Source organism: Exiguobacterium sp. s163 (genome assembly GCF_018617135.1).
Classification (GTDB): domain Bacteria; phylum Bacillota; class Bacilli; order Exiguobacteriales; family Exiguobacteriaceae; genus Exiguobacterium; species Exiguobacterium profundum.
The window spans coordinates 174,982-198,455 of record NZ_JACSJN010000004.1; the positions used below are offsets into that span (position 1 = coordinate 174,982).

General features: G+C 47.2%; 22 protein-coding genes. 4 read left to right on the forward strand and 18 right to left on the reverse strand.

The window, feature by feature from the left end:
• Positions 1-11: 11 nt before the first annotated feature.
• From KNO71_RS11845 to KNO71_RS11870, 6 genes are all read right to left on the reverse strand, one after another.
• Positions 12-1,463 carry a glutamate synthase subunit beta gene (locus tag KNO71_RS11845; protein WP_214688798.1) on the reverse strand — a complete coding sequence of 484 codons (1,452 nt, stop codon included), beginning with the start codon at positions 1,461-1,463 and terminating at the stop codon, positions 12-14.
• Positions 1,460-5,899 (reverse strand): glutamate synthase large subunit, encoded by a 4,440-nt coding sequence (gene gltB, locus KNO71_RS11850; RefSeq protein WP_214688800.1) that lies wholly within the window; start codon positions 5,897-5,899, stop codon positions 1,460-1,462. The genes KNO71_RS11845 and gltB overlap by 4 nt, the downstream gene beginning before the upstream one ends.
• Before the next feature lie 254 nt (positions 5,900-6,153).
• Positions 6,154-6,906 carry a tryptophan-rich sensory protein gene (locus KNO71_RS11855; RefSeq protein WP_078146831.1) on the reverse strand — a complete coding sequence of 251 codons (753 nt, stop codon included), beginning with the start codon at positions 6,904-6,906 and terminating at the stop codon, positions 6,154-6,156.
• 116 nt (positions 6,907-7,022) lie between these two features.
• Positions 7,023-7,835, reverse strand: a complete 813-nt coding sequence (locus tag KNO71_RS11860; RefSeq protein WP_078146830.1) for an aldo/keto reductase — start codon at positions 7,833-7,835, stop codon at positions 7,023-7,025.
• A 65-nt stretch (positions 7,836-7,900) separates the two neighbouring features.
• The gene (locus KNO71_RS11865) at positions 7,901-8,695 is read right to left on the reverse strand and encodes an ABC transporter permease subunit (protein WP_078146829.1); all 795 of its coding nucleotides are present in this window, start codon (positions 8,693-8,695) and stop codon (positions 7,901-7,903) included.
• A 1-nt stretch (position 8,696) separates the two neighbouring features.
• A complete protein-coding gene (locus KNO71_RS11870) occupies positions 8,697-9,569 on the reverse strand; it encodes an ABC transporter ATP-binding protein (protein WP_214684377.1) in 873 nt (290 codons plus the stop codon).
• Between the two features lie 121 nt (positions 9,570-9,690).
• On the opposite strand from KNO71_RS11870, the gene KNO71_RS11875 reads away from it, so the two are divergent.
• Positions 9,691-10,254, forward strand: a complete 564-nt coding sequence (locus tag KNO71_RS11875) for a TetR/AcrR family transcriptional regulator (RefSeq protein ID WP_214684379.1) — start codon at positions 9,691-9,693, stop codon at positions 10,252-10,254.
• A 37-nt stretch (positions 10,255-10,291) separates the two neighbouring features.
• Here KNO71_RS11875 and KNO71_RS11880 read toward each other — a convergent pair whose 3' ends face one another.
• The 3 genes from KNO71_RS11880 to KNO71_RS11890 all read right to left on the reverse strand — a co-directional run bounded on the left by KNO71_RS11880 (position 10,292) and on the right by KNO71_RS11890 (position 12,766).
• Positions 10,292-11,401, reverse strand: coding sequence for an NAD(P)/FAD-dependent oxidoreductase (locus tag KNO71_RS11880; RefSeq protein ID WP_214688858.1), 1,110 nt, complete (start codon positions 11,399-11,401; stop codon positions 10,292-10,294).
• Positions 11,402-11,480: 79 nt separating this feature from the next.
• Entirely contained in the window at positions 11,481-12,215 is a 735-nt protein-coding gene (locus KNO71_RS11885; RefSeq protein ID WP_078146826.1) for a Bax inhibitor-1/YccA family protein, read from the reverse strand.
• 26 nt (positions 12,216-12,241) lie between these two features.
• Positions 12,242-12,766, reverse strand: coding sequence for a type 1 glutamine amidotransferase domain-containing protein (locus KNO71_RS11890; protein WP_074037100.1), 525 nt, complete (start codon positions 12,764-12,766; stop codon positions 12,242-12,244).
• Positions 12,767-12,944: 178 nt separating this feature from the next.
• Between KNO71_RS11890 and KNO71_RS11895 the strand changes: the two genes are divergently transcribed.
• Complete coding sequence (locus KNO71_RS11895) at positions 12,945-13,739, forward strand: thymidylate synthase (protein WP_214684381.1); 795 nt, start codon at positions 12,945-12,947, stop codon at positions 13,737-13,739.
• A complete protein-coding gene (locus KNO71_RS11900; RefSeq protein ID WP_214688801.1) occupies positions 13,736-14,224 on the forward strand; it encodes a dihydrofolate reductase in 489 nt (162 codons plus the stop codon). The genes KNO71_RS11895 and KNO71_RS11900 overlap by 4 nt, the downstream gene beginning before the upstream one ends.
• A gap of 10 nt (positions 14,225-14,234) precedes the next feature.
• Here KNO71_RS11900 and KNO71_RS11905 read toward each other — a convergent pair whose 3' ends face one another.
• From KNO71_RS11905 to KNO71_RS11930, 6 genes are all read right to left on the reverse strand, one after another.
• Positions 14,235-15,725 (reverse strand): GGDEF domain-containing protein, encoded by a 1,491-nt coding sequence (locus KNO71_RS11905; protein WP_078146823.1) that lies wholly within the window; start codon positions 15,723-15,725, stop codon positions 14,235-14,237.
• Between the two features lie 168 nt (positions 15,726-15,893).
• Positions 15,894-17,294, reverse strand: a complete 1,401-nt coding sequence (gene fumC, locus KNO71_RS11910; protein WP_214688802.1) for a class II fumarate hydratase — start codon at positions 17,292-17,294, stop codon at positions 15,894-15,896.
• A gap of 103 nt (positions 17,295-17,397) precedes the next feature.
• On the reverse strand, positions 17,398-17,790 hold the full coding sequence (locus tag KNO71_RS11915; protein ID WP_074037105.1) for a reverse transcriptase-like protein: 393 nt from the start codon (positions 17,788-17,790) through the stop codon (positions 17,398-17,400).
• Complete coding sequence (locus KNO71_RS11920; RefSeq protein ID WP_078146820.1) at positions 17,771-18,553, reverse strand: 5'-3' exonuclease; 783 nt, start codon at positions 18,551-18,553, stop codon at positions 17,771-17,773. Before KNO71_RS11920 ends, KNO71_RS11915 begins: the two co-directional genes overlap by 20 nt.
• Complete coding sequence (locus KNO71_RS11925; protein ID WP_214688803.1) at positions 18,534-19,484, reverse strand: CobW family GTP-binding protein; 951 nt, start codon at positions 19,482-19,484, stop codon at positions 18,534-18,536. The genes KNO71_RS11920 and KNO71_RS11925 overlap by 20 nt, the downstream gene beginning before the upstream one ends.
• A 15-nt stretch (positions 19,485-19,499) precedes the next feature.
• Positions 19,500-20,678 (reverse strand): HD domain-containing protein, encoded by a 1,179-nt coding sequence (locus KNO71_RS11930; protein ID WP_214688804.1) that lies wholly within the window; start codon positions 20,676-20,678, stop codon positions 19,500-19,502.
• Positions 20,679-20,833: 155 nt separating this feature from the next.
• Between KNO71_RS11930 and KNO71_RS11935 the strand changes: the two genes are divergently transcribed.
• Positions 20,834-21,346, forward strand: a complete 513-nt coding sequence (locus KNO71_RS11935; protein ID WP_214688805.1) for a hypothetical protein — start codon at positions 20,834-20,836, stop codon at positions 21,344-21,346.
• A 38-nt stretch (positions 21,347-21,384) separates the two neighbouring features.
• Here KNO71_RS11935 and hfq read toward each other — a convergent pair whose 3' ends face one another.
• The 3 genes from hfq to KNO71_RS11950 form a co-directional block, all read right to left on the reverse strand.
• Positions 21,385-21,633, reverse strand: coding sequence for an RNA chaperone Hfq (gene hfq, locus KNO71_RS11940; protein WP_012726185.1), 249 nt, complete (start codon positions 21,631-21,633; stop codon positions 21,385-21,387).
• Between the two features lie 27 nt (positions 21,634-21,660).
• Positions 21,661-22,596, reverse strand: a complete 936-nt coding sequence (miaA, locus tag KNO71_RS11945) for a tRNA (adenosine(37)-N6)-dimethylallyltransferase MiaA (protein ID WP_214688807.1) — start codon at positions 22,594-22,596, stop codon at positions 21,661-21,663.
• Between the two features lie 278 nt (positions 22,597-22,874).
• Positions 22,875-23,354, reverse strand: coding sequence for an SMI1/KNR4 family protein (locus tag KNO71_RS11950; RefSeq protein WP_168169843.1), 480 nt, complete (start codon positions 23,352-23,354; stop codon positions 22,875-22,877).
• Positions 23,355-23,474: the final 120 nt, after the last annotated feature.

A 23,474-nucleotide genomic window follows, 5' to 3' on the forward strand; every position in this document is an offset into this window, starting at 1 on the left:
GTCGCTCCTTTTTATGATGAGGTTTTTAATTCGGTCTTGCAAGTATCGAGATACGCATCGACGACCTCTGCTACTTCTCGTCCTTCCCGAATCGCCCATACAATCAGGCTTTGGCCTCGCTTGGCATCCCCCGCGACAAAGATGTTTTCCGTTGCCGTCTGGAAGTCTATCGTCTTCTCGACACCGATTTTCCGCAACTCGTGCTCTGGTCGTTCAAATCCAATGGCGACGAGGACGAGGTCCGCCGGATACGTCTCTATTGAATCTTCCTCTACGAAGAAGGTTGCCTGACCATCCGGGTTGACGACTTTCGTCATCCGTTCCGTTTCAATCCCTGTGACACGTCCTTCTTTCGTGACGATTTGGTTGGAGCGAATCAAATACGTTCTCGGGTCTTTCTCATAGATCGCGAGTGATTCCGCATACGCATAATCCGTCGTAAGCGTGTCCGGTTGAAGTGGCCAAGGTTTCTCTGGTGCACGAAGCAACCCTTTTGACGGGTGCTTCCCAAACTGAACGACTGATTTTGCACCTTGACGGATTGCTGTCGCCACACAGTCGGCTCCTGTATCTCCACCCCCGATGACGATGACATTTTTGTCTTTGGCGTCATGTTCTGGTGATCGGGTCGTTCCTTTTCGCTCGTACATCGATGCCGTCAAATAATCCATCGCCATTTCAACACCACGTGCATCATCCCCGTCAATCCCGAGCGTGCGCTGTTTCTGAGCGCCTGTCGCGAAAATCACCGCATCGTATTGGTTCCGAAGCGCCTCCACTGTCACATCCGTACCGACCTCAATGTTCGTCTGGATGACAATTCCCTCTTGTTCGAGCAACCGAATGCGACGTCTCACGACATCCTTATCCAGTTTCATGTTCGGGATTCCGTACATGAGTAGCCCTCCCGGTTCATCAGCCTTCTCGATGATGGTGACCGAATGTCCGAGCTGGTTCAGTTGGTCGGCAGCCGCCAATCCAGCCGGCCCACTTCCAATGATGGCGACTGTCATCCCACTTCTTCGATGAACCGGCCTTGGTTTCACCCAACCTTCTTCAAACGCTCGATCGATGATGGTTCGTTCAATCGATTTGATCGCAACCGGATCTTCACTGATTCCGAGTGTACAAGACCCCTCACACGGTGCGGGACAAACTCGACCCGTAAACTCCGGGAAGTTATTTGTCTCCATCAATCGGTGATACGCTCCCATCCAGTCCGATTTGGTCACAAGCTTGTTCCACTCCGGGATATAGTTGTGAATCGGGCACCCAATCGTCTCTTGTCCAATCATATCCCCGACATGACAGAATGGAGTGCCACAGTCCATACAACGTGCAGCCTGCTGTTTGACCGATTCGTCATCCATTCGTGTCGCATATTCTTCATAATCCTTCACTCGCTCATCCACAAGACGCTCAGGTAATGTGGACCGTGCGATGTTTAAAAAGTTATGTTTCATGCGTTACCCCCCTCAGTCACAACCCGGAACAATTCAAGTGCTCGGTCCGCTTCGCTCAATTCCGGTCGATTCGCCTCGATTTGACGCATAACGTCCAATACATTCGCATAATCTCGAGGAACGACCTTTACAAAGTGAGAGCGAGCTTGTTCGAACGACTCTAAAATAGTCCGTGCTTTAACACTGTCTGTATGAAACTGATGCGCTTCGAGAAGTGCATAAATTTGTTCCATATCTTCATCGTTCAATTCTTTTACGACGGAGACGAGCTCCTCGTTGACGAGTCGATCGTACGCTTGATCCCCATAAAGATATGCGACGCCACCTGACATGCCGGCTGCAAAGTTCCGTCCGACATCACCGAGGACGAGAACCGTTCCCCCGGTCATATACTCACATCCATGATCGCCGACTCCTTCGACGACTGCCGTCGCCCCGGAATTTCGAACGGCAAAACGCTCGCCGACGTGACCGTTAAAGAAAGCTTGTCCGCTCGTCGCTCCGTACAAGCAGACGTTTCCGGCAATCATTTGTTTACTTTCATCAAACGGTGCATGTTTTTCAGCGATCAATGCTAATTTCCCACCGCTCAAGCCTTTCCCGATATAATCGTTGGCATCCCCGATGACGGAAATGGTGATCCCTCGTGGTAAAAATGCTCCTAGGCTTTGTCCGGCTGATCCACTGAGGCGAAGCGAAATGGTATCATCCGCTAAACCGACCTGACCGTGAACTTTCGTCACTTCAAACCCCAACTGCGTCCCGACGGCGCGATCGGTGTTTCGGATGCGACCAACGAAGAAGGTCGGTTGCAACGAGTTGATTGACCGTGAGACTGCCGGAATCAATTTTCGGTGATCATAGGAACGGTATGCCGGGTGAGCGACTTCTTCACGCTCAGGAAGTGGTGTCGGCATCGAGAGCATCGGTGCTAAATCTAACCGTTTTGCTTTCGGATGTTTCGTCTTCCATTCACTTTCTTCGAGAAGATCCGTTCGACCAATCACGTCGTCTAATGATGTCACACCGAGTGATGCTAAAATTTCTCGTACTTCTTCTGCCAAGAACGTCATCAGGTTGACGACGTGTTCTGGTTTCCCCATAAATTTCTGACGAAGCACAGGGTCCTGTGTCGCCACACCGACCGGACACGTATCTAAATGGCATGCACGCATCATAATACATCCAAGGACGACGAGTGGCGCTGTCGCAAACGCAAACTCTTCCGCCCCGAAGATGGCAGCTAGGACGATGTCTCGCCCCGTCATGAGCTTTCCATCCGTCTCAAGTGTGACTCTCCCCCGTAACCCGTTCAACGCGAGCGTTTGATGCGTCTCTAAGAGTCCAAGTTCCCAAGGAAGACCTGTGTGCTTGATTGATGTCTTTGGAGAAGCACCGGTTCCACCATCATATCCACTGATGACAATCGTATCGGCATTCGCTTTCGCGACACCGGCTGCAATCGTCCCGACGCCTGACTTCGAGACAAGTTTCACACTGATTTTCGCCTTAGGATTCACATGCTTTAAGTCAAAGATGAGTTGGGCCAAGTCCTCAATCGAATATATATCGTGATGTGGAGGCGGTGAGATGAGTCCAACCCCCGGAACGGATCCACGCACTTCGGCGACCCATGGGTACACCTTATTTCCAGGAAGTTGGCCACCCTCACCCGGTTTTGCCCCTTGCGCCATCTTGATTTGAATTTCATCGGCATGGTAAAGATATTCTGCCGTCACCCCGAATCGTCCGCTCGCGACTTGCTTGATGCGGCTGATGCGTTCGTTTCCAAACTCATCCGGGACGAAGCGGGCCCGGTCTTCCCCGCCTTCTCCAGAGTTACTTTTCGCACCGATCTGATTCATGGCGATAGCGAGCGTTTCATGCGCCTCTTTCGACAAGGACCCAAATGACATCGCGCCTGTCTTAAAACGGCGAACGATCGACGTGACTGGCTCTACTTCTTCGAGCGGGACAGGACGTTGTGTTTTAAATGCAAACAACTGTCGAATGAACTGTCCTGATGATTCATGCAGCTTCACATAAGCATCATAATATTTACGTTCATTCTCACGACAGGCACGTTGCAACAAATGAATCGTCTTCGGATTGAATGCATGTTCTTCTCCGTCTGCACGCCATTGGAAATCACTTCCCGCCTCGAGCGGACGATTCGTCGCATAGGCGGACGTATGGAGTGTTCTCGCTTCGTTTTCAAGTTCTTCAAATCCTATTCCAGACAGTTGGGACGTCGTTCCCCTGAAATGCGTCTCAATCAAATTGCAATCTAATCCGACGGCTTCGAAAATTTGGGCCCCACGGTAGCTTTGAATGGTCGAGATACCCATTTTCGACATGATTTTGACGATGCCTTCGACAACTGCTTTTTGATACGAGCGAATGGCCTCTTCAAATGAATGCGCAATTTGTTTACGTTCGACTAAATCTCTTATCGTCGCATAGGCTACGTAAGGATATACCGCATCTGCCCCATACCCAATCAAGGTCGCTGCCTGATGCACTTCTCGAACTTCACCACTCTCACAAATGAGACTACAGTTCGAGCGCAAGTTCTCTCGAATCAAGTGTTGATGAATCGCACTCAGTACGAGAAGAGACGGCATCGCAATCCGTTTATTACTGACGAGACGGTCAGATAGGACGATCACGTTCGCACCATTTCGTACAATCTGGCTGACCTGTTGCAAAAGGGCTTCAAGCGACGCCTCTAAATCATTTGTAAACGTCGTATCGACTCGTTCGAGCTTGAGCTTCTCGGCAAGTTGCTTGAGGGTTGCCCCATCAATCATCGGATGATTCAACCACACACGTTTCGCGTGACCTCGTCCAGTATGGACCGGATTTCCTTGCGGACCAATCCAAGTAAACGTAGCCGTGACAATTTTCTCCCGTAACGCGTCGATTGGCGGGTTGGTCACTTGCGCGAAGTGTTGTTTGAAATAATGGAACAAGGAACGGGGCCGCGTCGAGAGCACCGCAATTGGTTGGTCATGCCCCATCGAGCCGATTGGATCTTTTTCGTCTTTGATTAACGGAACCATATACTGTTCAATGTCTTCTTTCGTATATCCAAACGCACGTTGCACACGTCCGAGTTCAAGTAGTTCTTCTTCAACGACCTCTCGATCCTCAATGGTCATCATCTGCTTAAGCCATTTGTGATAAGGCTCTGACTTCGCAATCGTCTCTTTGATCTCATGATCAGGAATCAATCGCTTTTCAATCAAGTCAATCAACAACAACTGTCCTGGTCTTAGACGTTGTTTGGATTTGACGTTCTCTGCGTCAACCGGAATGACTCCTGTTTCAGAGGAGAGAATCAATTCCCCGTCCAATGTTTCGACATAACGCATCGGACGCAAGCCGTTACGATCTAAAATAGCTCCGATTTGCCTTCCATCTGTGAAGACGACTCCAGTCGGTCCATCCCACGGCTCCATGATGGATGAATGATACTGATAGAAGTCGCGCTTGAACGGTTCCATCTTTCCTTCGACAAATGGTTCAGGAATCAACATCATCGCCGTGTGGGCGATCGAACGACCTGTTCGTGTGAAGAATTCAAAAGCGTTATCGAGCATGGACGAGTCGCTCCCATCCTCTTGAAGCACAGGGAACAAGTGTTGAACGTCTTCGAATAAGTCTGTTGACGTGACCCCTTCCCGTGCTCGCATCGCATCGATATTTCCACGAAGCGTATTGATTTCCCCGTTATGGACTATCATGCGGTTCGGATGTGCTCGTTCCCAAGAAGGGAACGTATTCGTCGAGAAACGAGAATGGACGATGCCGAACGTGCTTTTATAGTGAGGAGATTGCAAGTCCAAATAAAATGCGGCGATTTGATTTGGCGTCAACATCCCTTTATATACGACCGTTCTCGTTGACAGGCTTGCGATATATAGGCGTAATGATTCGACTTTTTCGATTTTTCGACGAAGTTCATAGAAGACGCGTTCATTCGCATCCTCGTCTAGGAATGGACATGAGATAAACCATTGATAGATGACCGGTTGTGTGACCCGCGCATGTTCCCCGATTTGCATCGGGTCGACAGGTACTTCGCGCCATTCGATCGTCGAACAATCCAGTTCATCCGCCATCCGTTCCATCAACGTGATCTTTTCGTGAAGCTGATTCTCAGACGGCTGAAAAAAAACCATTCCGACAGCGTAACGACCGAGTGACGGAAGGTTCATGGTTTGCGTAAACAATTCGTGTGGAATCTCAGTCATGATACCCGCCCCATCACCAGCATCGATGACACCTTCTCCTCCTCGGTGCTCTAAATTACATAACATGGAGAGCGATTTTTGAACGATTTCATGTTTCTTTAGCCCATGTAGATTGACGTAAAGTCCAATCCCACACGCATCTTTCTCAAATTTTGAGTCATACAAACCAACTCGACTCATATCATCGACCCCTTTCACTCACAGTTTCGTAATTAACATTTTGTTCTAAATATTCTGAAAAATCAAGTGAGTTGCATGCATTTTTGCATAATAGAAATCTCATTTAGTCATATTGAAAGCGTATACATGACTGTTATCAATGGATTTATCGTTTTTAGTTATGTTCAATAAAGAATAAATATCCATAAATATTATTTATTTATAGGTTCTTCAGAACATAAAAAAAGGATATCCTGAAGATACCCTTTTCTTGATTATTGTTCTACTGTTTTACGCGGATGATGTAAAAACGATTTCGGACGTTTCCACAAAATCAATCCGATATACCCAATCGCAAGCAATGCGAGGGCGCTGACAATCACAACATAGAGTGTGCCTTCTTCGATTCTCGCAAATATTCCGATATATGCCCAGACGAATACGAGTGGATAGATGAAATCATGATGCCACCACATAAAGAGAAGGGCAAGAATCACACCGACCATCAGCATAAGAGAGGTCCAGGCGAGTTCATCAAGACCTAACAGCGACGTGATCTGTTCCGTCTTCATCACAACGAACGTGTTGACGATGGTCGCGACTGATACCCAGCCGATGTAGATGGAGAACGGGAACCGATCGAGCCAGCTCGTAGACGTCCGAAAAGCGATATAATACAACCAGCACAGCGTAGCCAGGAACAACACCATGATGACAAGTGAGACGACGAACCATTCGTTCGTGAATGCCAATAGCCATAAACCATTCAGCACGCAAGAGACTAAAAATCCGGCTTTCATCCGCTCGGCTTGACGATTCGCCGTCGTCCCTTTCTTCAACTGGAGCACCAGCCAGACAAGTAACGCGACATAGATGACACCCCAAATCGAGAAGGCGTACCCTGCCGGCTTAAAGTAGATATCGATGCGGTCCGAAACCGCCGCGTTGTCGCCGCTCGCGAAATAGTTGATGACGACGGTCGCTAAAAAAGCAACCCAGTTTACAATCGGCCATTTTGATAAGTCCATAAGCACGATCTTCTAAATGAAGATCAAACACCTCCTTTTGTAACATAATATTAAATACCCGCATCCATGTGACTCTACACGTACAAAGGGGCTCGCATATGCGAACCCCTTCTCCATTAAAAGTCGATTTCGTCTGGATCTGGTCCGAGACGTTCTCCTGTCGCCACTTGATCGATCTTCGCCAAATCGTCCGCATCGAGTGAGAAGTCGAAAACATCAAAGTTCTCACGGATTCGATGTGGTGTCACCGATTTCGGTAGCGCGACATGACCGGATTCAAGGTGCCAACGGAGCACAATCTGAGCCGGTGTCTTCCCATGTTTTTCTGCAATTTCAGAAAAAGCAGGGATGTCTAAAAACTTACCTTGCATGAGTGGACTCCACGCCTCGATCTGAATCCCTTCATCTTGGCAGTAATCCAACAAATCAGGTTGCGGGAGTTGTGGATGAAGTTCAACCTGATTGATGAGTGGCGCCATCAGACCGGCTTCTTTCAATGTTTCTAAATGGTGTTCTTTAAAGTTGGATACACCGATTGCTTTGATTTTTCCGGCTTCATATAAATCGATGAGATCTTTCCACGCATCGACGAACCCATCAACCGGCCAATGCAACAGACAAAGGTCCAAATAATCTGTCTGGAGTCGTTTTAACGAGTCTTCGAATGCCTCTTTCGTTTTGCCTTCACGAATGTCATCATTCCAAATCTTCGACGTGATGAACAATTCAGAGCGGTCTACACCTGAGAGATGAATTCCCTTCGCAACGCCCTCTTCATTTTTATAGATTGCAGCCGTATCGATGTGACGATAGCCTGTTTTGATCGCTTCAACGACAGCAGCTGGCGCCTCGGTTTCATTATCGACCTTCCAGACCCCAAAGCCGATCATCGGAATTTCGACCTTATTTCGTAATGTAGCGTAAAGCATCTCATTCATCCCCTTTTCATTCTAACGAGATGATTGTATCATACCCGACAATTTATTTCGGAAAACTAAATCGTCAAATCTTTTCGGGTGAATCGGAAGAACGAGAGTGCTGAAAAGATAGTCAAGAGACCGAGTAACCAGATGAAATGGATGCCCCAATACTCCTCACGCATGATGGCACCTGCGTCAAAGAGAGAGAAGAATGAGAGGTTTGACATCCAATCGAATTGATCGCTCACTCCTTGGATGATATTCATCACGAGAAAGAACGTGAATATCCCGCCCGTCACCATATAGGATTTACTACTATCATCGAATAGACTCGCAATCACATAAGCGGCCACGCCTAGGACGAGCAACATGAGCGCCCCATTCAATTGAAGCATCCACAGAACCGCATAATCGATTTGTAAATCGAACAGAAGGTCCGCTACCATTAAACTCAATCCATTCAGACCGACAAATAGCCCGACTGCCACAATCAACACAACGAAGCTTGACATCACATACGTGACCCGAGAAATCGGTGCTGCCATATACAACATGATTTCTCCAGAATCGACCGGTTTGGCCAAGAGTTTCGAGGCGAAAGTCAATGCGAATAAAACCGCGAGCACGTAGAAAATCAACCCATAATAGTTGCTCGACAATAGATTGAGAACGTTGTCCATCGCCATCGACGCGTTGATTTGGAAGACGTCGAGAAGCTCAGGTGGCAACGATTCTAATTTCGCCTCAATTAAGCCTGTTTCTTGAATAGATGGGAAGATGGCGGCTAAGAAAAAGAGATATACGCTGGTCCCGATTGAATATCCAAGAATCCAACTGCGATTCTGTTTCAACATGGAGCGAATTAACATGTCATGTCGCCTCCCCGTAATACTGCATGAACAAATGTTCGAGCTCGTCTGTACCGCTTGACAATGATTGAATCTGGAAATCCGCCAACGTTCGAATGAGATGGTTCAACTCTGATGGTGTGGAGATGGTGACCTCGACATGCATGCCGTCCCGTTCACCAGAATCGGCCGCGAATCGAACGGCTTCCGCTTCCGTTGAAAATTCGATTCGATACCGTTTCACGCTATGTTGTCGTAATTGTTCCATATCCTCTTCGATGATGATGCGTCCATCTTTAATCAACGCGGCACGGTCGCACGTCCGCTCCATCTCAGGGAAATGATGAGAACTCATGAGAATCGCTTTCCCTAATTGCTTTTCTTCAATTAACCAATCGACTAGACGCTCTTGCATGAGCGGGTCTAATCCGCTCGTCGGTTCATCCAAAATATAGACGGGCACATCTTTCATGAAGCAGGTGATGATAGCAAGCTTTTGCTTCATCCCTTTTGACATCTTCCGTACTTTCGTCGCCTCATCGAATGAAAACCGTTCACGTAATTGCCGTTCACGATCCGGATTCGTTTTGTGCAGATGGCGCGTCAATCGAATGATTTCTTCCCCTGTCATGTTTTGGGGATAATTAATTTCTCCCGGCAAATAGCCGACGCTCTGCTTCACTTGCTCCGTCTCCTGCCAACAATCGAATCCGTTGATAGTCGCCTTGCCTTCACTCGGCTTCAACAGACCCATCAAATGTCGAATCGTTGTGGATTTCCCAGCGCCGTTCGGTCCGATGAATCCGAAGATTGTTCCTGGTGTCACATGAAGGGATACATCAAAAATGCCATGTGTATCATCAAATCGTTTCGTCAATCGCTGAATCCGAATCATCTCGACCCCTCCTTTTTTGTAATATCTTAACAATATGATTACAAAACTAGTATATCACGTTCTTTTTTGAAATGGAAATGGTATATTGATTACAAAACTAGAGAAAGGAGCGCTTCGATCAATGGATGGATTTGCGAAACGCACCGAAGAAAAACAACAAGCGATCTTACGTGCCGCTTATGACTTGATGACAGAGAAGCAATCCCGATTTAAAATCAGTGAACTAGCGAAACGAGCGCATGTATCCCCTGTATCCATCTATAATTACTTCGGTTCAAAAGACCAGGTCATCGTGGAAATCTTAAAGCAAATGACAGAAGAGCAGATGAGTTGGATTGAACAGGCGATTGAGTCGAACGCTCCCTTCGATGCGTTACTCGTCGAGATCCTAAAACGAAAAATCCAGACGGCGGTTCTCTTTGACGAGACCATCACAGCAATGATTCAACAAGACCCGAACTGGGAACAGCTTGCGACTCGAGGATATACTGCTTTCGCCCGGTTGATTGAATACGGGAAGGCCCAAGGGTCAATCGATTCGACGTTATCCACTTCTTCTTATTTACGCTATGTACAATTCATGCAACAGGCTATCCTGTCCGATCCTCAGTTTTCAATCGAGAATATGAAGGAAACGATGGACGTCTACTTTCATTTCTTTTTGAATGGGGTCATGAAACGGTAAAAGGTGACTGTCTCAAGCAAGCAGACAGTCACCTTTTTTATGTGTGATAGATAAAGTCTTCAATTGGATAGAGCGATAGATCCACTCCCGCGTCTCCTGTCAGAACGAGGTCACTCAACACTTTTCCGATGAACGGGCCGACCGTCAAACCGGATGATCCCAGACCGTTCGCGACCAACAGTTTTTCTGCCCCAGGCACCCTTCCGAGTACGGGAATTGAATTCGGTGTAACCGGACGGAAGCCGACTTTCGTCTCAACGAGTTCTGCCTCAGCAAGTCCAGGTGCCGACTCCAAACCTTTCGTCAGTACTTCGTGTACACCGATTGCAGTCGGACGAACGTCGAACGCTTTTCCTTTCTCATGTGTCGAACCGATGACCACTTTCCCGTCGTCAAATCCGAGTAAATAGCGGCGTCGTGGCGGCATGACGACCGGCCAGTCAGATGCATCTGTATCCTTCAACTGGACGTGGACGAGCTGGGCCTTTTCCCCTTCGACTCGTACCGTATATCCAAGAGGCTGTAACAGCTCCGGTAACCAAGCACCCGTCGCAAGGATGATTTCATCCGCTTCATATCTCACTCCGTCACACTCCACACCAATCTCATCTCCGCTCGTCAACCGTGCTGAACCGTTGACAAATGTGACGCCACGCTTGATAGCGACTCTCTCAAGTGCAGCGCGAAAGCGACCGCCGTCGACTCTAGCCCCTCCTGTCACGAAGAGTGCATCGTATTCATCGGATAACGGTGGGAAACGATGTTGTGCCTCTGCTGCAGTCAATCGTTCGAGTTCACCGATTTCTGGCGCTTCTTCTCGACGAAGCAAAGTTCGCTCCATCATCTGGTCGAGCTTTGTTTCTTCATGGAGCGCAAGCGTCCCGACACGTTTGTATCCGGTGTCCGTCTCCCCTTCAGCCTCCAGCTCTTTGACGACCTTAGGATAATAGCTTGCTCCGCCTTTCGCCAGTGCATACCAAGCTTTGTTGCGTCGCTGCGCAATCCACGGACATACGATTCCAGCCGCGGCATCCGTTGCTCTTCCTTCTTCTTTCCGGTCAATGACCGTTACATCCGCTTTACCAGCTAAATGATAGGCAGCCGAAACACCGACGATCCCTGACCCGATAATCACTATTTTCTTCATCATAAATCTGTCTTGCTCAGACAGATGGACACATCCTTTCGTAAAAAAATCATCGACCCAACGGATCGATGATTGATTCTTATTCTCTCATCGCTAGACGATAAAGTAAATCTAACAACTCGATGTAGAGCCACACGAGCGTGACGATTAATCCGAATGCCGCGACCCATTCCAACTGTTTCGGAGCCCGAGCTTCGACTTGACTTGCGATGAAGTCGAAATCTAAGACGAGAGCGAGTGAAGCGACGATGACAATCACGAATTGAACACCGATCGCAAGTGGGCTTGAACCGGTCATGAATGCCAAGCCTGAACCGAACAAACTCATAACGAGTTGCACAAGATATAACAACATGACTGTGAACATGGCTGCCATGACACCGGCTTTAAACTTCTGTGTCACTTTGACAAGCCCTGTCGTATAGACAAACCACATCGCAAAGGCGACGACAAACGTCGTTAATACGGCACGTCCCACAATACCAGGGACCATCGCTTCAAAGAAATACGAAATCGATCCGACGAAGACACCTTCGATCATCCCGTATAGGGGTGCGACGATCGGAGCCGTATTTGGTTTAAACGTGATGAGCAAAGCAAAGATAAAGCCGAGGATGAGTGACCCGATCATGAGCGGGAACAAGAGCCCTTCTCCGATTGTCGGAACGACAAGCCATGTCGTACCGGCTGCCGCTGTCACGAGTAAAAGCAAGGTGAACACTTTAGACCATGTTCCCGCTTTCGTCATCGGTTCGGCACTGTAAGCTGAGGACTGCATTGATTTACGAAGTAATGGATTCGATTTTAAGTTCAACGTTGAATAGCTCCTTTATGGTTCAGTTACTGTTTTGCGAACACGTCGATGAACGCGCGCATATAATCTGGTAAGTCTGGCGGACGACGACTTGAGACGATATGTCCGTCGACGACGACCGGCTCATCATGCCAAATCGCTCCCGCATTTTCCATGTCATCTTTGATTCCAGGCGTGCTCGTCACGTTCACCCCGTCTAGAATGTTCGCAGAAATCAACACCCAACCGGCGTGACAGATTTGACCGATTGGTCGTTTTTGTTCATCCATATAACGGACGAATCCTTTCACCGAATCGAAACGGCGCAATAAGTCAGGAGACCATCCGCCTGGCACGAGGATCGCATCGAACGATGTAATGTCCACATCATCAAACGCCACGTCAGATTTTGCTGGCACACCGTATTTACCGATATATGCGTGATCGGCCTTCTCCCCAGCGAGGATCACGTGCGCTCCCTCTTCACGAAGGCGATGCACCGGGTACCAAAGCTCTAAATCCTCGAAGTCATTACTGACAAGTTGAAGGACTTTCTTCCCTTGTAGTTTCATCAAACCCCTCCTTTTATTCATTCCCCATTATACCCGAAAGCGACAGTCACGAAAACGAAGAATCATGATTGTTTTTCCAGGATATTGATTGTGGATGATTCTTACCACTATATCTTGTGTTTCCTCCCTACAATTGATACCTTTAGTGGTAGAAGAATGAGAAGGAGGCACATCACCTATGAAGCAATATCATGACTTATGTCGACACATCCTCGACCAAGGTGTCGTAAAGGAAGACCGGACCGGGACCGGGACAACGAGTGTATTTGGTTACCAAATGCGTTTCAATCTGCAAGAAGGGTTCCCCCTGATTACGACGAAAAAATTACATATTCGTTCCATCATTCACGAACTATTATGGTTCATCTCAGGAGAGACAAACGTCCGATACCTTCAAGAAAACGGGGTCCGTATTTGGAATGAATGGGCAGACGAGGAAGGTAATCTGGGTCCGGTGTACGGTTCACAGTGGCGTTCATTCCCACGCCCGGACGGCTCGTCCGTCGATCAACTGGCTCAAGTGATTGAACAAATCAAAACGAATCCAGATTCGAGACGGTTGATCGTGTCGGCATGGAACCCAGGACAGCTTGACGAGATGGCCCTCCCGCCATGTCATCTATTGTTCCAATTCTATGTCGCTGACGGGAAGCTCTCGTGCCAGTTATATCAACGAAGCGCCGACACCTTTTTAGGTGTTCCATTCAACATCGCATCGTATGCACTTTTGACGCACATGGTCGCACACGTGACCGGACTCGAAGTCGGCGACTTTGTCCATACCCTTGGTGATGCACACATCTACCACAACCATCTCGAACAAGTGGAACTTCAGTTGTCGCGTGACCCACGTCCGCTACCAAAACTCAACATTGTCCGAGACGTCCCTTCAATCGAATCATTCCGTTTTGAAGACTTCGAAATTCTAGGATATGATCCACATCCACATATCAAAGGAGAAGTGAGCGTATGATTTCACACGTCGTCGCATATGGATTAGGTCGTGAAATCGGGAAAGACAATGATTTATTATGGCGATTGCCAGATGACTTGAAACACTTTAAATCTATCACGTCTGGTGGCACGGTCGTCATGGGAAGAAAGACGTTTGAGTCCATCGGTAAAGCGTTGCCGAACCGACGCAACATCGTCGTCACATCTGATGTTTCCTTTTCAGCCGATCAAGTCGAAGTGTGGCATGATTTAGAACGTCTCGTCGAAATGAGTCAACAGGAGGAATGGTTTGTCATCGGTGGGGCCACGTTATATGAACAGACGATGCCGATGACGAGCCGGATCTATGCAACGGAGGTCGCTGCATCGTTCGAGGCCGATACGTATTATCCCGAACGGATTGGGGAATGGTCAATTACGAGTACAATCGACCACCCGCAAGACGAAACACATGCATATGCCTTTTCATTCAAACAATACGACAAAACAGACATCGCATCATGATGTCTGTTTTTTAGTCTGGCAATTTTTCCAGCCACTGTTCAATTTTTCTCGTGATGACCTCGTCTTGTTCTCCATCCGCATAATCGTCATAGATCGCTCCGAGTTCAGACGCCGTTCGTTTCGATACAGCAAGAATGTGACTATATTTGCCTCGTTGCTCTTTCACAGCAGACAACGTCCCTTTCGCTTCTTGCGCACGCGCATCATCCAAGACGAACATCTCGATATTGTCATTACAAGAATACGCCTCGTAAGGACGGTATACGACTTCATATCGGCGATGCTCTTTCGGGAGTCGATCAGCAAGCGATGTATAGGTATTGGCAGACATCGTCACATAGGCGATTCGCTTCTCCTCACGAACAGCAGAAGTGTATCGGACGACACGATTTCGACCATCTCGTTTCGCCTTATACAGCGCCTCATCTGCGTAGGCACACCACTCTCCAAGTGTATAGCCAGTCTGGCAGACTCGGGTGTATCCAATCGACACCGTCACCTGATGATCGTATGGAAACTCCATCTCTTCGATGCGAGTTCTGACTCGCTCAAGTACCGATTCGACGATCGCACGGTCTGAAACGTTCAAGAGGATCAAAAATTCTTCGCCTCCGTATCGGATGAGCTCATCACTAGATCGAATGGCATGACGGATTTCTTCAGAAACACGATGAAGCACATCATCCCCATACGAGTGACCGAACGTATCATTCAATTGTTTGAAGTGATCGATATCGAGAAGTGCGACAGCAAAACTCTCACCAGACCGCTCCAATCTCGAGATGAACCGAGAAAAGGTCGCCTTTAAATACTTACGGTTGAAAGCACCCGTTAATTCATCCACGAGTAACGCTTTTGATACGAGACGGGATTTTTCAATATGTAGCCCGAGACGCACCAATCGTTCCTCCATCGGCACCCACGATTCCCAATAATCGTCGAATCCATATGAATAGGCAGCAAGACGATAGTGTTCATTCGTTCCGATGACAATGAGGGGAACGTAGAGTTTTCTCATTTTGCTAACGAACGATTGGATATCTCGCTCTTTAAATTGTGGCCATAATTCAACGTCCATAATGATGGCTTTTGGCACATCCTCATAATCGTATTCCACGGCTTCTTCAAGGGTCTGCAAAAATACCGGACGTGCCCCGAGCTTTTCAACGCGCGACTTGTAACGGCTAAATGTGGAAAAGCTTGCGGATAAGATAAGGACGAGATCTTCGTCCTCTTGTTCAATCCCCAAGACGGTATGGATATAACGTTTCACAGGAGAGATCAAGGTCAAAGCTTCCGCTTGTGTAAGGACGCTTGGCAACTCCTTCGCGTCAGACTCGACACGACTAAAGATTTCTAACAAATGCATCAACCGTCGTTGCCGAACTTCCTTCTTCATCCAATCGAGTAGAAACTCGATATCGCTTTTTGGAATTTGTCTCGACTCCGATATCTTTTTCAAAATCATATGTATACGCTCAGTGAGTTGACCTTGCTCCATTCCCGTCCCCCCTATGTTCGTACTCCCCGAATTCTCTTATGTTTCGATTATGCGACTTCTCAGGATAAAATACAACTATTTCCTTATTTATTTTCTGTTGTTTTACATATAACTAGGACCTACGCCCTAAAAAAGACATACTAAAAGCGGTCTTGCGACCGCTTTGTGTTATTTTTTCACTTTTAAGTTTGGTGACGTCATTTCCTCCGGACGAATCCATTGATCAAATTGCTCTTCCGTTAATAAACCAGTTTCTAAGGCTGCTTCTTTCAAAGAAGTACCGTTTTTATGTGCCAATTTCGCAATTTTTGCCGCATTTTCGTAGCCAATATGCGGGTTAAGTGCTGTAACGAGCATGAGTGACTGTTCCACATTACGTGAGATCACTTCATGATTTGGTTCGATTCCGACAGCGCAATGATCATTGAACGAATGTAAGCTGTCCGTCAATAGACGACAAGTCTGTAGGAAATTATACATGATGACTGGTTTGAAGACGTTCAATTCAAAGTTCCCTTGACTCGCCCCGAAACCGATTGTCGCATCATTTCCGAGTACTTGTGCGGCAACCATTGTGAGCGCCTCACTTTGAGTCGGGTTAACTTTCCCCGGCATGATTGAACTTCCTGGTTCGTTCTCCGGAATGGTGATTTCTCCGATTCCTGCACGTGGTCCAGAAGCCAACCATCGCACATCGTTCGCAATCTTCATCGCGTCCATCGCTAAGGCTTTTAATGCACCATGCGTGAAGACGAGTTGATCGTGACTTGTAAGGGCGTGGAACTTGTTGACGGCTGTTACAAACGGTTTGCCCGTCTCATCTGAGATTTTCTTCGCTACAACTTCACCGAACTCAGGGTGTGCGTTGATCCCTGTTCCGACAGCCGTTCCTCCAAGTGCAAGCTCCGTAAGTGGTTCAATCGTGCGCTCGATCATCTGTTTTGACAATTCAAGCATCCGGACCCACCCACTGATTTCTTGACCGAGTGTGACCGGCGTCGCGTCTTGAAGGTGCGTCCGACCAATTTTGACGATATCCTTAAACGCCTCCGCTTTTTGTGAAAGGGTTTGATAAAGCGAGTCGATTGCTGGAAGGACATCATCTTGTACGGAAAGGATGGCGGCGATGTGCATCGCGGTCGGATACGTATCATTCGAGCTTTGCGATTTGTTGACATCATCATTCGGATGAATCGTGATAGATGCTCCACGAGCCTGTAACTTTTCGTTCGCAAGATGCGCAATGACCTCGTTGACGTTCATGTTTGACTGCGTGCCCGATCCTGTCTGCCAGACGACAAGCGGGAATTCCGCGTCATGCTGCCCTGCTAAAATCTCATCTGCCACCTCTGCGATGATCGTTGCTTTCTCTTCCTCGAGTACACCGAGTTCAGCGTTTGCTAAAGCTGCACCTTTTTTCAAAATGGCAAATGCGTATACGATTTCAAGCGGCATCTTCTCCGCACCAATTTTAAAGTTTTCAAGACTACGTTGCGTTTGTGCTCCCCATTTCGCCGTAGCTGGAACTTTAATTTCCCCCATTGTGTCCCGTTCGATCCGATAATCCATGTATAATTCCCCCTCTATAGTTGACTACGCTTTCATTTTAGCGAAAAACCATCTAAAAAGAAATGACTCCGTCAAAAAAGCGACCAAGAATGATCTCGGTCGCTTAATTCATTCCATTCAATGCGTCGCGTGCAATCACGTCCGCTCGATTCTCCGCTCGTGGGACCCATTTTAAGAACACGGTCGGCAATTCATCGTAGGCAATCAGTGCTTTCAGAAACAGAGGCTTCGCCGAAGCATCTTTCATGAAACGTTGCTCTAGTGCGCGAACAATCACTTCGGCGTCGGAATACAGCATGAATGAGGTTTCACCTTTTAATGCATGCGCTTGTTCCAGTGCATAAGCACATGCAGCCAATTCCGCATGAACGCTTGTCAATCCTTGCATGCGACGTTTAAACGTCGATACGGTACCGTCGGAAGACTTGATCCACACACCGATTCCATTATCTCCAGTCGTCTGATTGGTGGCCGCGTCAAAATAGATGTGAACCAAACCGGTACGCCTCCCAATCTGTATTGACAGGAGCATGGATATCAATCTGTGACAGTCGTTTCGACAAGAGCGCGATTTCTTCATGACCGTCTAGTTTTTTTGCATATTTTTGATGGGGCGCTTCGAGTGTTTCATTTTGAACATGCATATAAAGCGTCTCAATCGTATCGTAATGCTGAATTAAAATCGTCGCCGTCTTCGGACCGATGCCACGTACACCTGGGATGTTATCCGAAGAGTCTCCCTGCAATGCCTTCACGTCGACAAACTGATATGGTTTCACGCCATACATCAATTCAAAAGAAGCTTCATTGACGAGCTGCTCCTCACCTTTTTTCGGCATGATTTGAAACACGTTCGGAGACAACAACTGAAGTAAATCGCGGTCCGAGGAATAGAGATATGATTCACCCGGGAACGCTGTCGCGACGGCGCCCATCAAATCATCCGCTTCATATCCAGTCAACTCGGATTGTAAGATGCCTCGTTCATCCAAAGCGGCTCTCAATTTCAAATAGTCTTCGAAAAGTGGTTCCGGGAGTCCATTACGCGTTGCTTTATATTCAGGATACATCGCATAGCGGTGGGTAGACTCTCGTGTCCCGTCCCAAAAGAAAGCGATATGGGAAAAGTCTGTCGTCCAGGAATCCACCTTTCGAAGTAATCCTTTCACAGTCACTTCCGGATCTTGTGCTCGTCTTCGCTCCGTCGCAAAATAATAACGGGACAACAAATTAAAGCCGTCAACTAGAATAAGCTTCATCTTGCTCCACCTCACATGCTTTTAATCCCCGTGCTAGTGCATCTTGGTCTAGTTCCTTCCCAATCCAAACAAATACGGAACGGTCCCCTTCATGCATCTCATTTGCAAATGTCGCGCCCATCAACTGATTCGTCGCTTGAATGACAAACTTGCACTCCTCATCCTGTAAGCGGACAATCGCCTTCATCCGATACATCGCATCTTCGTAGTGCATCAAGACTTCACGAACGTAACGGGTCACGCGCTCCCGAGACAACGGACGCTCGGCACTCAACGTGATCGCACGAAGGGAGGAGACCGATTCACTCGTCTCTGTCAGTTGACTCAACTTCTGTTCATCGACACGTGACAGTTGGAACGTATTCTCAAGTAATTCGTAATCGCCTTCTGTTTGAATCGTCTCTACAATCCTAACCGTCGGATTGAGTTGTTCGATTCGGCGGCGTGCTTGATCGAGTTCATCCGACGACACTAAATCGATTTTATTTAACAAAATGAGATCGGCATAAGCGATTTGATGAATCCCTTCTTTGAACAGTTCACGGTCCATTTGACTGGCATCCACAACCGTCAAGATGGCGTTCATTTTAAAGTGTTGACGTAAGTACTCGTCATAATAAATCGTCTGAATGATTGGTGCGGGATCGGCGACACCGGTCGTCTCGATGATGACTCGGTTGAATGTTTCTTGCTTTGCCGCGAGTTGATAGAACGTCTTACTCAAATCATTTTGGATGGAACAGCAAATACATCCGTTTGAGAGTTCGATTTGCTCTTGGTCCATCTTGACGATCAATTGTTCATCGATATTTATCGCGCCGAGCTCGTTGACGATCAGACAAATCTTTTCATCCGTCGCCGCGAGTAAGCGGTTCATATACGTTGTCTTGCCTGCTCCTAAAAACCCGGTCACTAATTGTACGGGAATCATGATACCACCCTTTTCTTACAAATCTTCGTGCGCGCGAGCCCATTTCTCATAACGCGCATCCAATAAATCAATCAAGTGAAGCATCCAAGCCTCCGTCGTCATCGGGAGGACACTCGATCCCCACTCACGTTTCCCATGATGTGATAAAATCATGTGCCAGATTCGATGGTGGACATCCAATGGCAGTCGCGTCGACGTCTGGCGTAACGTTTCTTCAAACAATAGCCCACCGTATGTCATATGCCCGATTAGTGTGCCCATCGGGTTGATGGAGATGCCGGTCGTTTCACTTGTGCCCTCAACAGGAGATAACTTCTCAAAACGATTCGGACTAGATAACAGATGACTGTATTCATATATTTTTCCGATGTCGTGGAAGAGGATTCCAAGTGCGAGTTCATCCCAACTCAACGGTTCTTTCCGCTCGGCCATCGCTTCACAGGCGGCATACAGCGATTCAAACGTTCCTTTATATGCCTGTTCGATTTTAACACCGTTCATCGTATTCCAAAGGTCGACTTTGTGCAACTGCTCCGCTTCTTTGATAACACGAAACACCATCGCCAAATAGTCATCTTGCTCTTGAATCCGATAGCCGAGACGAAGCATACACACGGTATGCTTCAATAGACCTCCCGCATAGTTATGATGGTGGTAGAGTGCCGCTGGCGATAGTACGAAATCATCCCAAACGAAATCAAGGAGGCCGTAGGCGATCTGTTGATAGGTCGGTGACAACGTATCAATCAAACTAAACAATTCATCCGCAAACTGCTCCATCGTCTCATCACCTGGCAAGCCTGGTAATAACGAGATTGCCTCATCTTTTGAGATAGGATGGACGCGGTCAATCGTAATCGATTTGGCGCCATCCGGTTTTGGATAGACATCGATTTTCCCGGACAATTCGATGACACCCGATTCATAGATTGGAAGTAGTTCACTCTCATTTCCACGTAGCCAATGCTTCGCACGCATCATCCCGTTCGCCGTCGTAACACTTAGTTGAAGCCATTTCGCACCATTCTTTCCTTCTCTAACCTCGACTGTACTGACGAGCGCTTTTGTTTGGACAGGGGTCCCATCGGCTAACTGGTCTAAACGTTCCTTTGATTTGTCTATTTGCGGTATTTGAAATCGATCACGGTTCATTGATGAACCGATGACTGGATCAATTTGATGATAATAGTTCATAATCATTCCCTCCTCGCATCTTCTGACATTGTATCGTGTTTCCGCTCATTAGGCGAACATACTTTCTAGTAGGGTCATGATTTCACATTCATTATATTGAAAGCGCTTACGATTATTGATACGATAAAGGTAGTTCGATAAAGGGGGAAACGAGAATGATTTCATTAATCGATACGTATGAGCGTTTCATCGCCTCGGGGGAAGCGACACGTTATGCACAAGAGCAACAATCCATTGAACATATTCTAAAAGCGTCAACTTGTCCGGTGGGCATGCAGGACTTAGAACTGTCACTCACGCATCTTTCCGGTAATCCATATGCTAAAGATGCATCACTCGACAAAATTGTCGAACATGAGATGAAAGGGGCCATGGCGGCGCTTGAGCTTTCTGGTTACCCACTTCAGACACCGCTAGCGAAAGCAGTCATCTTGTCTGCGTTCGCTCGAACGAACCGACTCAATATTGATAAGCTAAAAGAACTGAGCCACGCCGATCTTCTCGTCCGAATTCAATCGGCAGAGCGCGCTTGGAAGCGGACATACACATTGTTACACCGTTCGACGCCGACTCAGATTTGTGGTCAAATGGATTCACTCCTCGGTGGATGCGCCATCCAACGCGTTCTTGAGGCAATTAAACAACCGGGAACGACAAAAACAGCATAAGAAAAGGAGCGGTCCCCGGGTCGCTCCTTTTCTTATGCTCATCCTTCTGTTACTTCAACTGCATCCGGCTCATATAGCGTCACGTTACGTGCCGGAGAGAAAGTCGAAATCGCATGTTTATAGATCAATTGTTGACGACCTTCCGACTCGACGATGACGGTAAAGTTATCAAATGACTTGATGACACCTCGAATTTGAAACCCGCTCACTAAAAATACGGTCGTTGGCACCATTTCTTTTCGGAGTTGATTCAAAAAATGGTCTTGGATGTTGTAGCTCGCTTTCATGCTGGATTCCCCCTAGTCTTTATCTCTTTAAAATAATCGGAATTTTCGAAAAAACCCCTCTACATCATCATAAATATTTTTATATGATAGTTCAAATGATTTTCGACCCATATCCACCCAAATTCCATCAAATTGATGACGGAACCAAGTTAATTGCCGTTTTGCGAACTGTCTTGTGTGCTGCTTAAGCAAATCTGTCGCTTTCTCTTTCGAGATGTTTCCATCGATGAATGGAATCACTTCTTTATACCCGATGGCTCGCATCGCCTGCGTCTCACGATATCCTTGTGCCAAAAGTTGTTCGACTTCCTCGACCAGTCCTGCTTCCATCATCGCATCGACGCGTTGATTGATTCGGTCGTATAATATCTCACGATCTGCGTGGAGGACGAACAATCGATAATCATAATGTTCGGATGGCGCACTGTCCGTCGTCTGTGTATCCCCTTGCATCGCTACCTCGAGCGCCCGCACGACGCGACGGACATTATTCGGGTGAATCGTAGCCGCACGCTCTGGGTCAAGTTGAACTAATCTTTGATGTAACGCCTCACGTCCTTCGACTTCTGCCAACCGTTCGAGATCAGCCCGCAACGCCTCATCCACAGGTCGCTCCACGAATTCATAGTCATATAAAATCGAGCGAATGTATAATCCTGTTCCTCCGACAATAATCGGTAATTTGCCACGGGCATAAATATCATCGATGGCGGCACGAGCCAACTGTTGAAAAGCTGCGACACTCATGGCATCATCCGGGTCACAAATATCGATCAAATGATGCGGGATCCCTTCGGCCTCTTCTTTCGTCACTTTTGCTGAACCGATGTCCATGCCCCGGTATACTTGAACCGAGTCACCCGAGACAATCTCGCCGTCGAACGCTTTTGCGAGTTCGATGCCCGTCTTCGTTTTGCCAACAGCGGTCGGACCGACGATGACGACGACAGGTGTTTTTTTCATACTTCTCACTCCTCAATTAAAAACCCGTCTCCTCGCGAGACGGGCCATCAAATTCTTCTTTTTATTCTATCATCAAATACGACGGCAAACAGCATCCAACCACATAAAAGTAATCCGAGTAATAACACGAGACCATCACTCATCTGCTTTCGCCTCCTTTAGCTTCCTCATTCCCACTTTTCACATTTTAGACACAAAAGCAACTGTAAAAAAGCACACTCAACAAAAAGTGCGCATTCCATCATCATCATTCAAAACAAATATTCAATCGTCATCTATTAACCTCTGAACCAATCCCAAAAATGAGCGCCTTGGGCGACAATCAAATAGTCGAACCAGCGTGTATAATCCATCGGAAGTTTTTCGGTGTCATCTGTGTAAGTCAAAAATTCTCCAACCCAAATGTAGTTTTCATGTTCATTGACGACCTCGCAAACAATCCATTCCCCATCTCTCCCGGCTCCGACGGGAATGAATTGTTCAGGACACTCCCATATTTCCCGATACTCGATCATTTCATCTACACTAAAAAGTCGGATTCCTCCACCGTATGTCGGGTGAACAAACAGGTCAGCGCCGTTGTGGGTCTTCAAGAAGTGAATAATGTCGATTGGGATTATTTGCTTCAATCGCTTAATTTCAACTTCCATCGCAGGCTCACTGAATAGAAAGTGTAACGTGTCTACATATCCCTCTTCATTTTGTATTTCAATCTGATTATTGACGAGTCTACTTTTCAACGTTTCAAGTGCAATCATCAACTCAACCCCACTTTTTGAAATTAACGACATTCGTACCGTATCTTTCATTTTCATTTTTCTAAGTATAATATATATCGATCTTTCATCGTTCAATAAAAAAAGGTCGTCAGGCACGAC

Coding starts and splice junctions, on each gene's coding strand:
- KNO71_RS11845 (WP_214688798.1), bottom strand. CDS start 1,463: ATGAAACATAACTTTTTAAACATCGCACGGTCCACATTACCTGAGCGT.
- gltB (WP_214688800.1), bottom strand. CDS start 5,899: ATGAGTCGAGTTGGTTTGTATGACTCAAAATTTGAGAAAGATGCGTGT.
- KNO71_RS11855 (WP_078146831.1), bottom strand. CDS start 6,906: ATGGACTTATCAAAATGGCCGATTGTAAACTGGGTTGCTTTTTTAGCG.
- KNO71_RS11860 (WP_078146830.1), bottom strand. CDS start 7,835: ATGCTTTACGCTACATTACGAAATAAGGTCGAAATTCCGATGATCGGC.
- KNO71_RS11865 (WP_078146829.1), bottom strand. CDS start 8,695: ATGTTAATTCGCTCCATGTTGAAACAGAATCGCAGTTGGATTCTTGGA.
- KNO71_RS11870 (WP_214684377.1), bottom strand. CDS start 9,569: ATGATTCGGATTCAGCGATTGACGAAACGATTTGATGATACACATGGC.
- KNO71_RS11875 (WP_214684379.1), top strand. CDS start 9,691: ATGGATGGATTTGCGAAACGCACCGAAGAAAAACAACAAGCGATCTTA.
- KNO71_RS11880 (WP_214688858.1), bottom strand. CDS start 11,401: ATGAAGAAAATAGTGATTATCGGGTCAGGGATCGTCGGTGTTTCGGCT.
- KNO71_RS11890 (WP_074037100.1), bottom strand. CDS start 12,766: ATGAAACTACAAGGGAAGAAAGTCCTTCAACTTGTCAGTAATGACTTC.
- KNO71_RS11895 (WP_214684381.1), top strand. CDS start 12,945: ATGAAGCAATATCATGACTTATGTCGACACATCCTCGACCAAGGTGTC.
- KNO71_RS11900 (WP_214688801.1), top strand. CDS start 13,736: ATGATTTCACACGTCGTCGCATATGGATTAGGTCGTGAAATCGGGAAA.
- KNO71_RS11905 (WP_078146823.1), bottom strand. CDS start 15,725: ATGGAGCAAGGTCAACTCACTGAGCGTATACATATGATTTTGAAAAAG.
- fumC (WP_214688802.1), bottom strand. CDS start 17,294: ATGGATTATCGGATCGAACGGGACACAATGGGGGAAATTAAAGTTCCA.
- KNO71_RS11920 (WP_078146820.1), bottom strand. CDS start 18,553: ATGAAGCTTATTCTAGTTGACGGCTTTAATTTGTTGTCCCGTTATTAT.
- KNO71_RS11925 (WP_214688803.1), bottom strand. CDS start 19,484: ATGATTCCCGTACAATTAGTGACCGGGTTTTTAGGAGCAGGCAAGACA.
- KNO71_RS11930 (WP_214688804.1), bottom strand. CDS start 20,678: ATGAACTATTATCATCAAATTGATCCAGTCATCGGTTCATCAATGAAC.
- KNO71_RS11935 (WP_214688805.1), top strand. CDS start 20,834: ATGATTTCATTAATCGATACGTATGAGCGTTTCATCGCCTCGGGGGAA.
- hfq (WP_012726185.1), bottom strand. CDS start 21,633: ATGAAAGCGAGCTACAACATCCAAGACCATTTTTTGAATCAACTCCGA.
- miaA (WP_214688807.1), bottom strand. CDS start 22,596: ATGAAAAAAACACCTGTCGTCGTCATCGTCGGTCCGACCGCTGTTGGC.
- KNO71_RS11950 (WP_168169843.1), bottom strand. CDS start 23,354: ATGATTGCACTTGAAACGTTGAAAAGTAGACTCGTCAATAATCAGATT.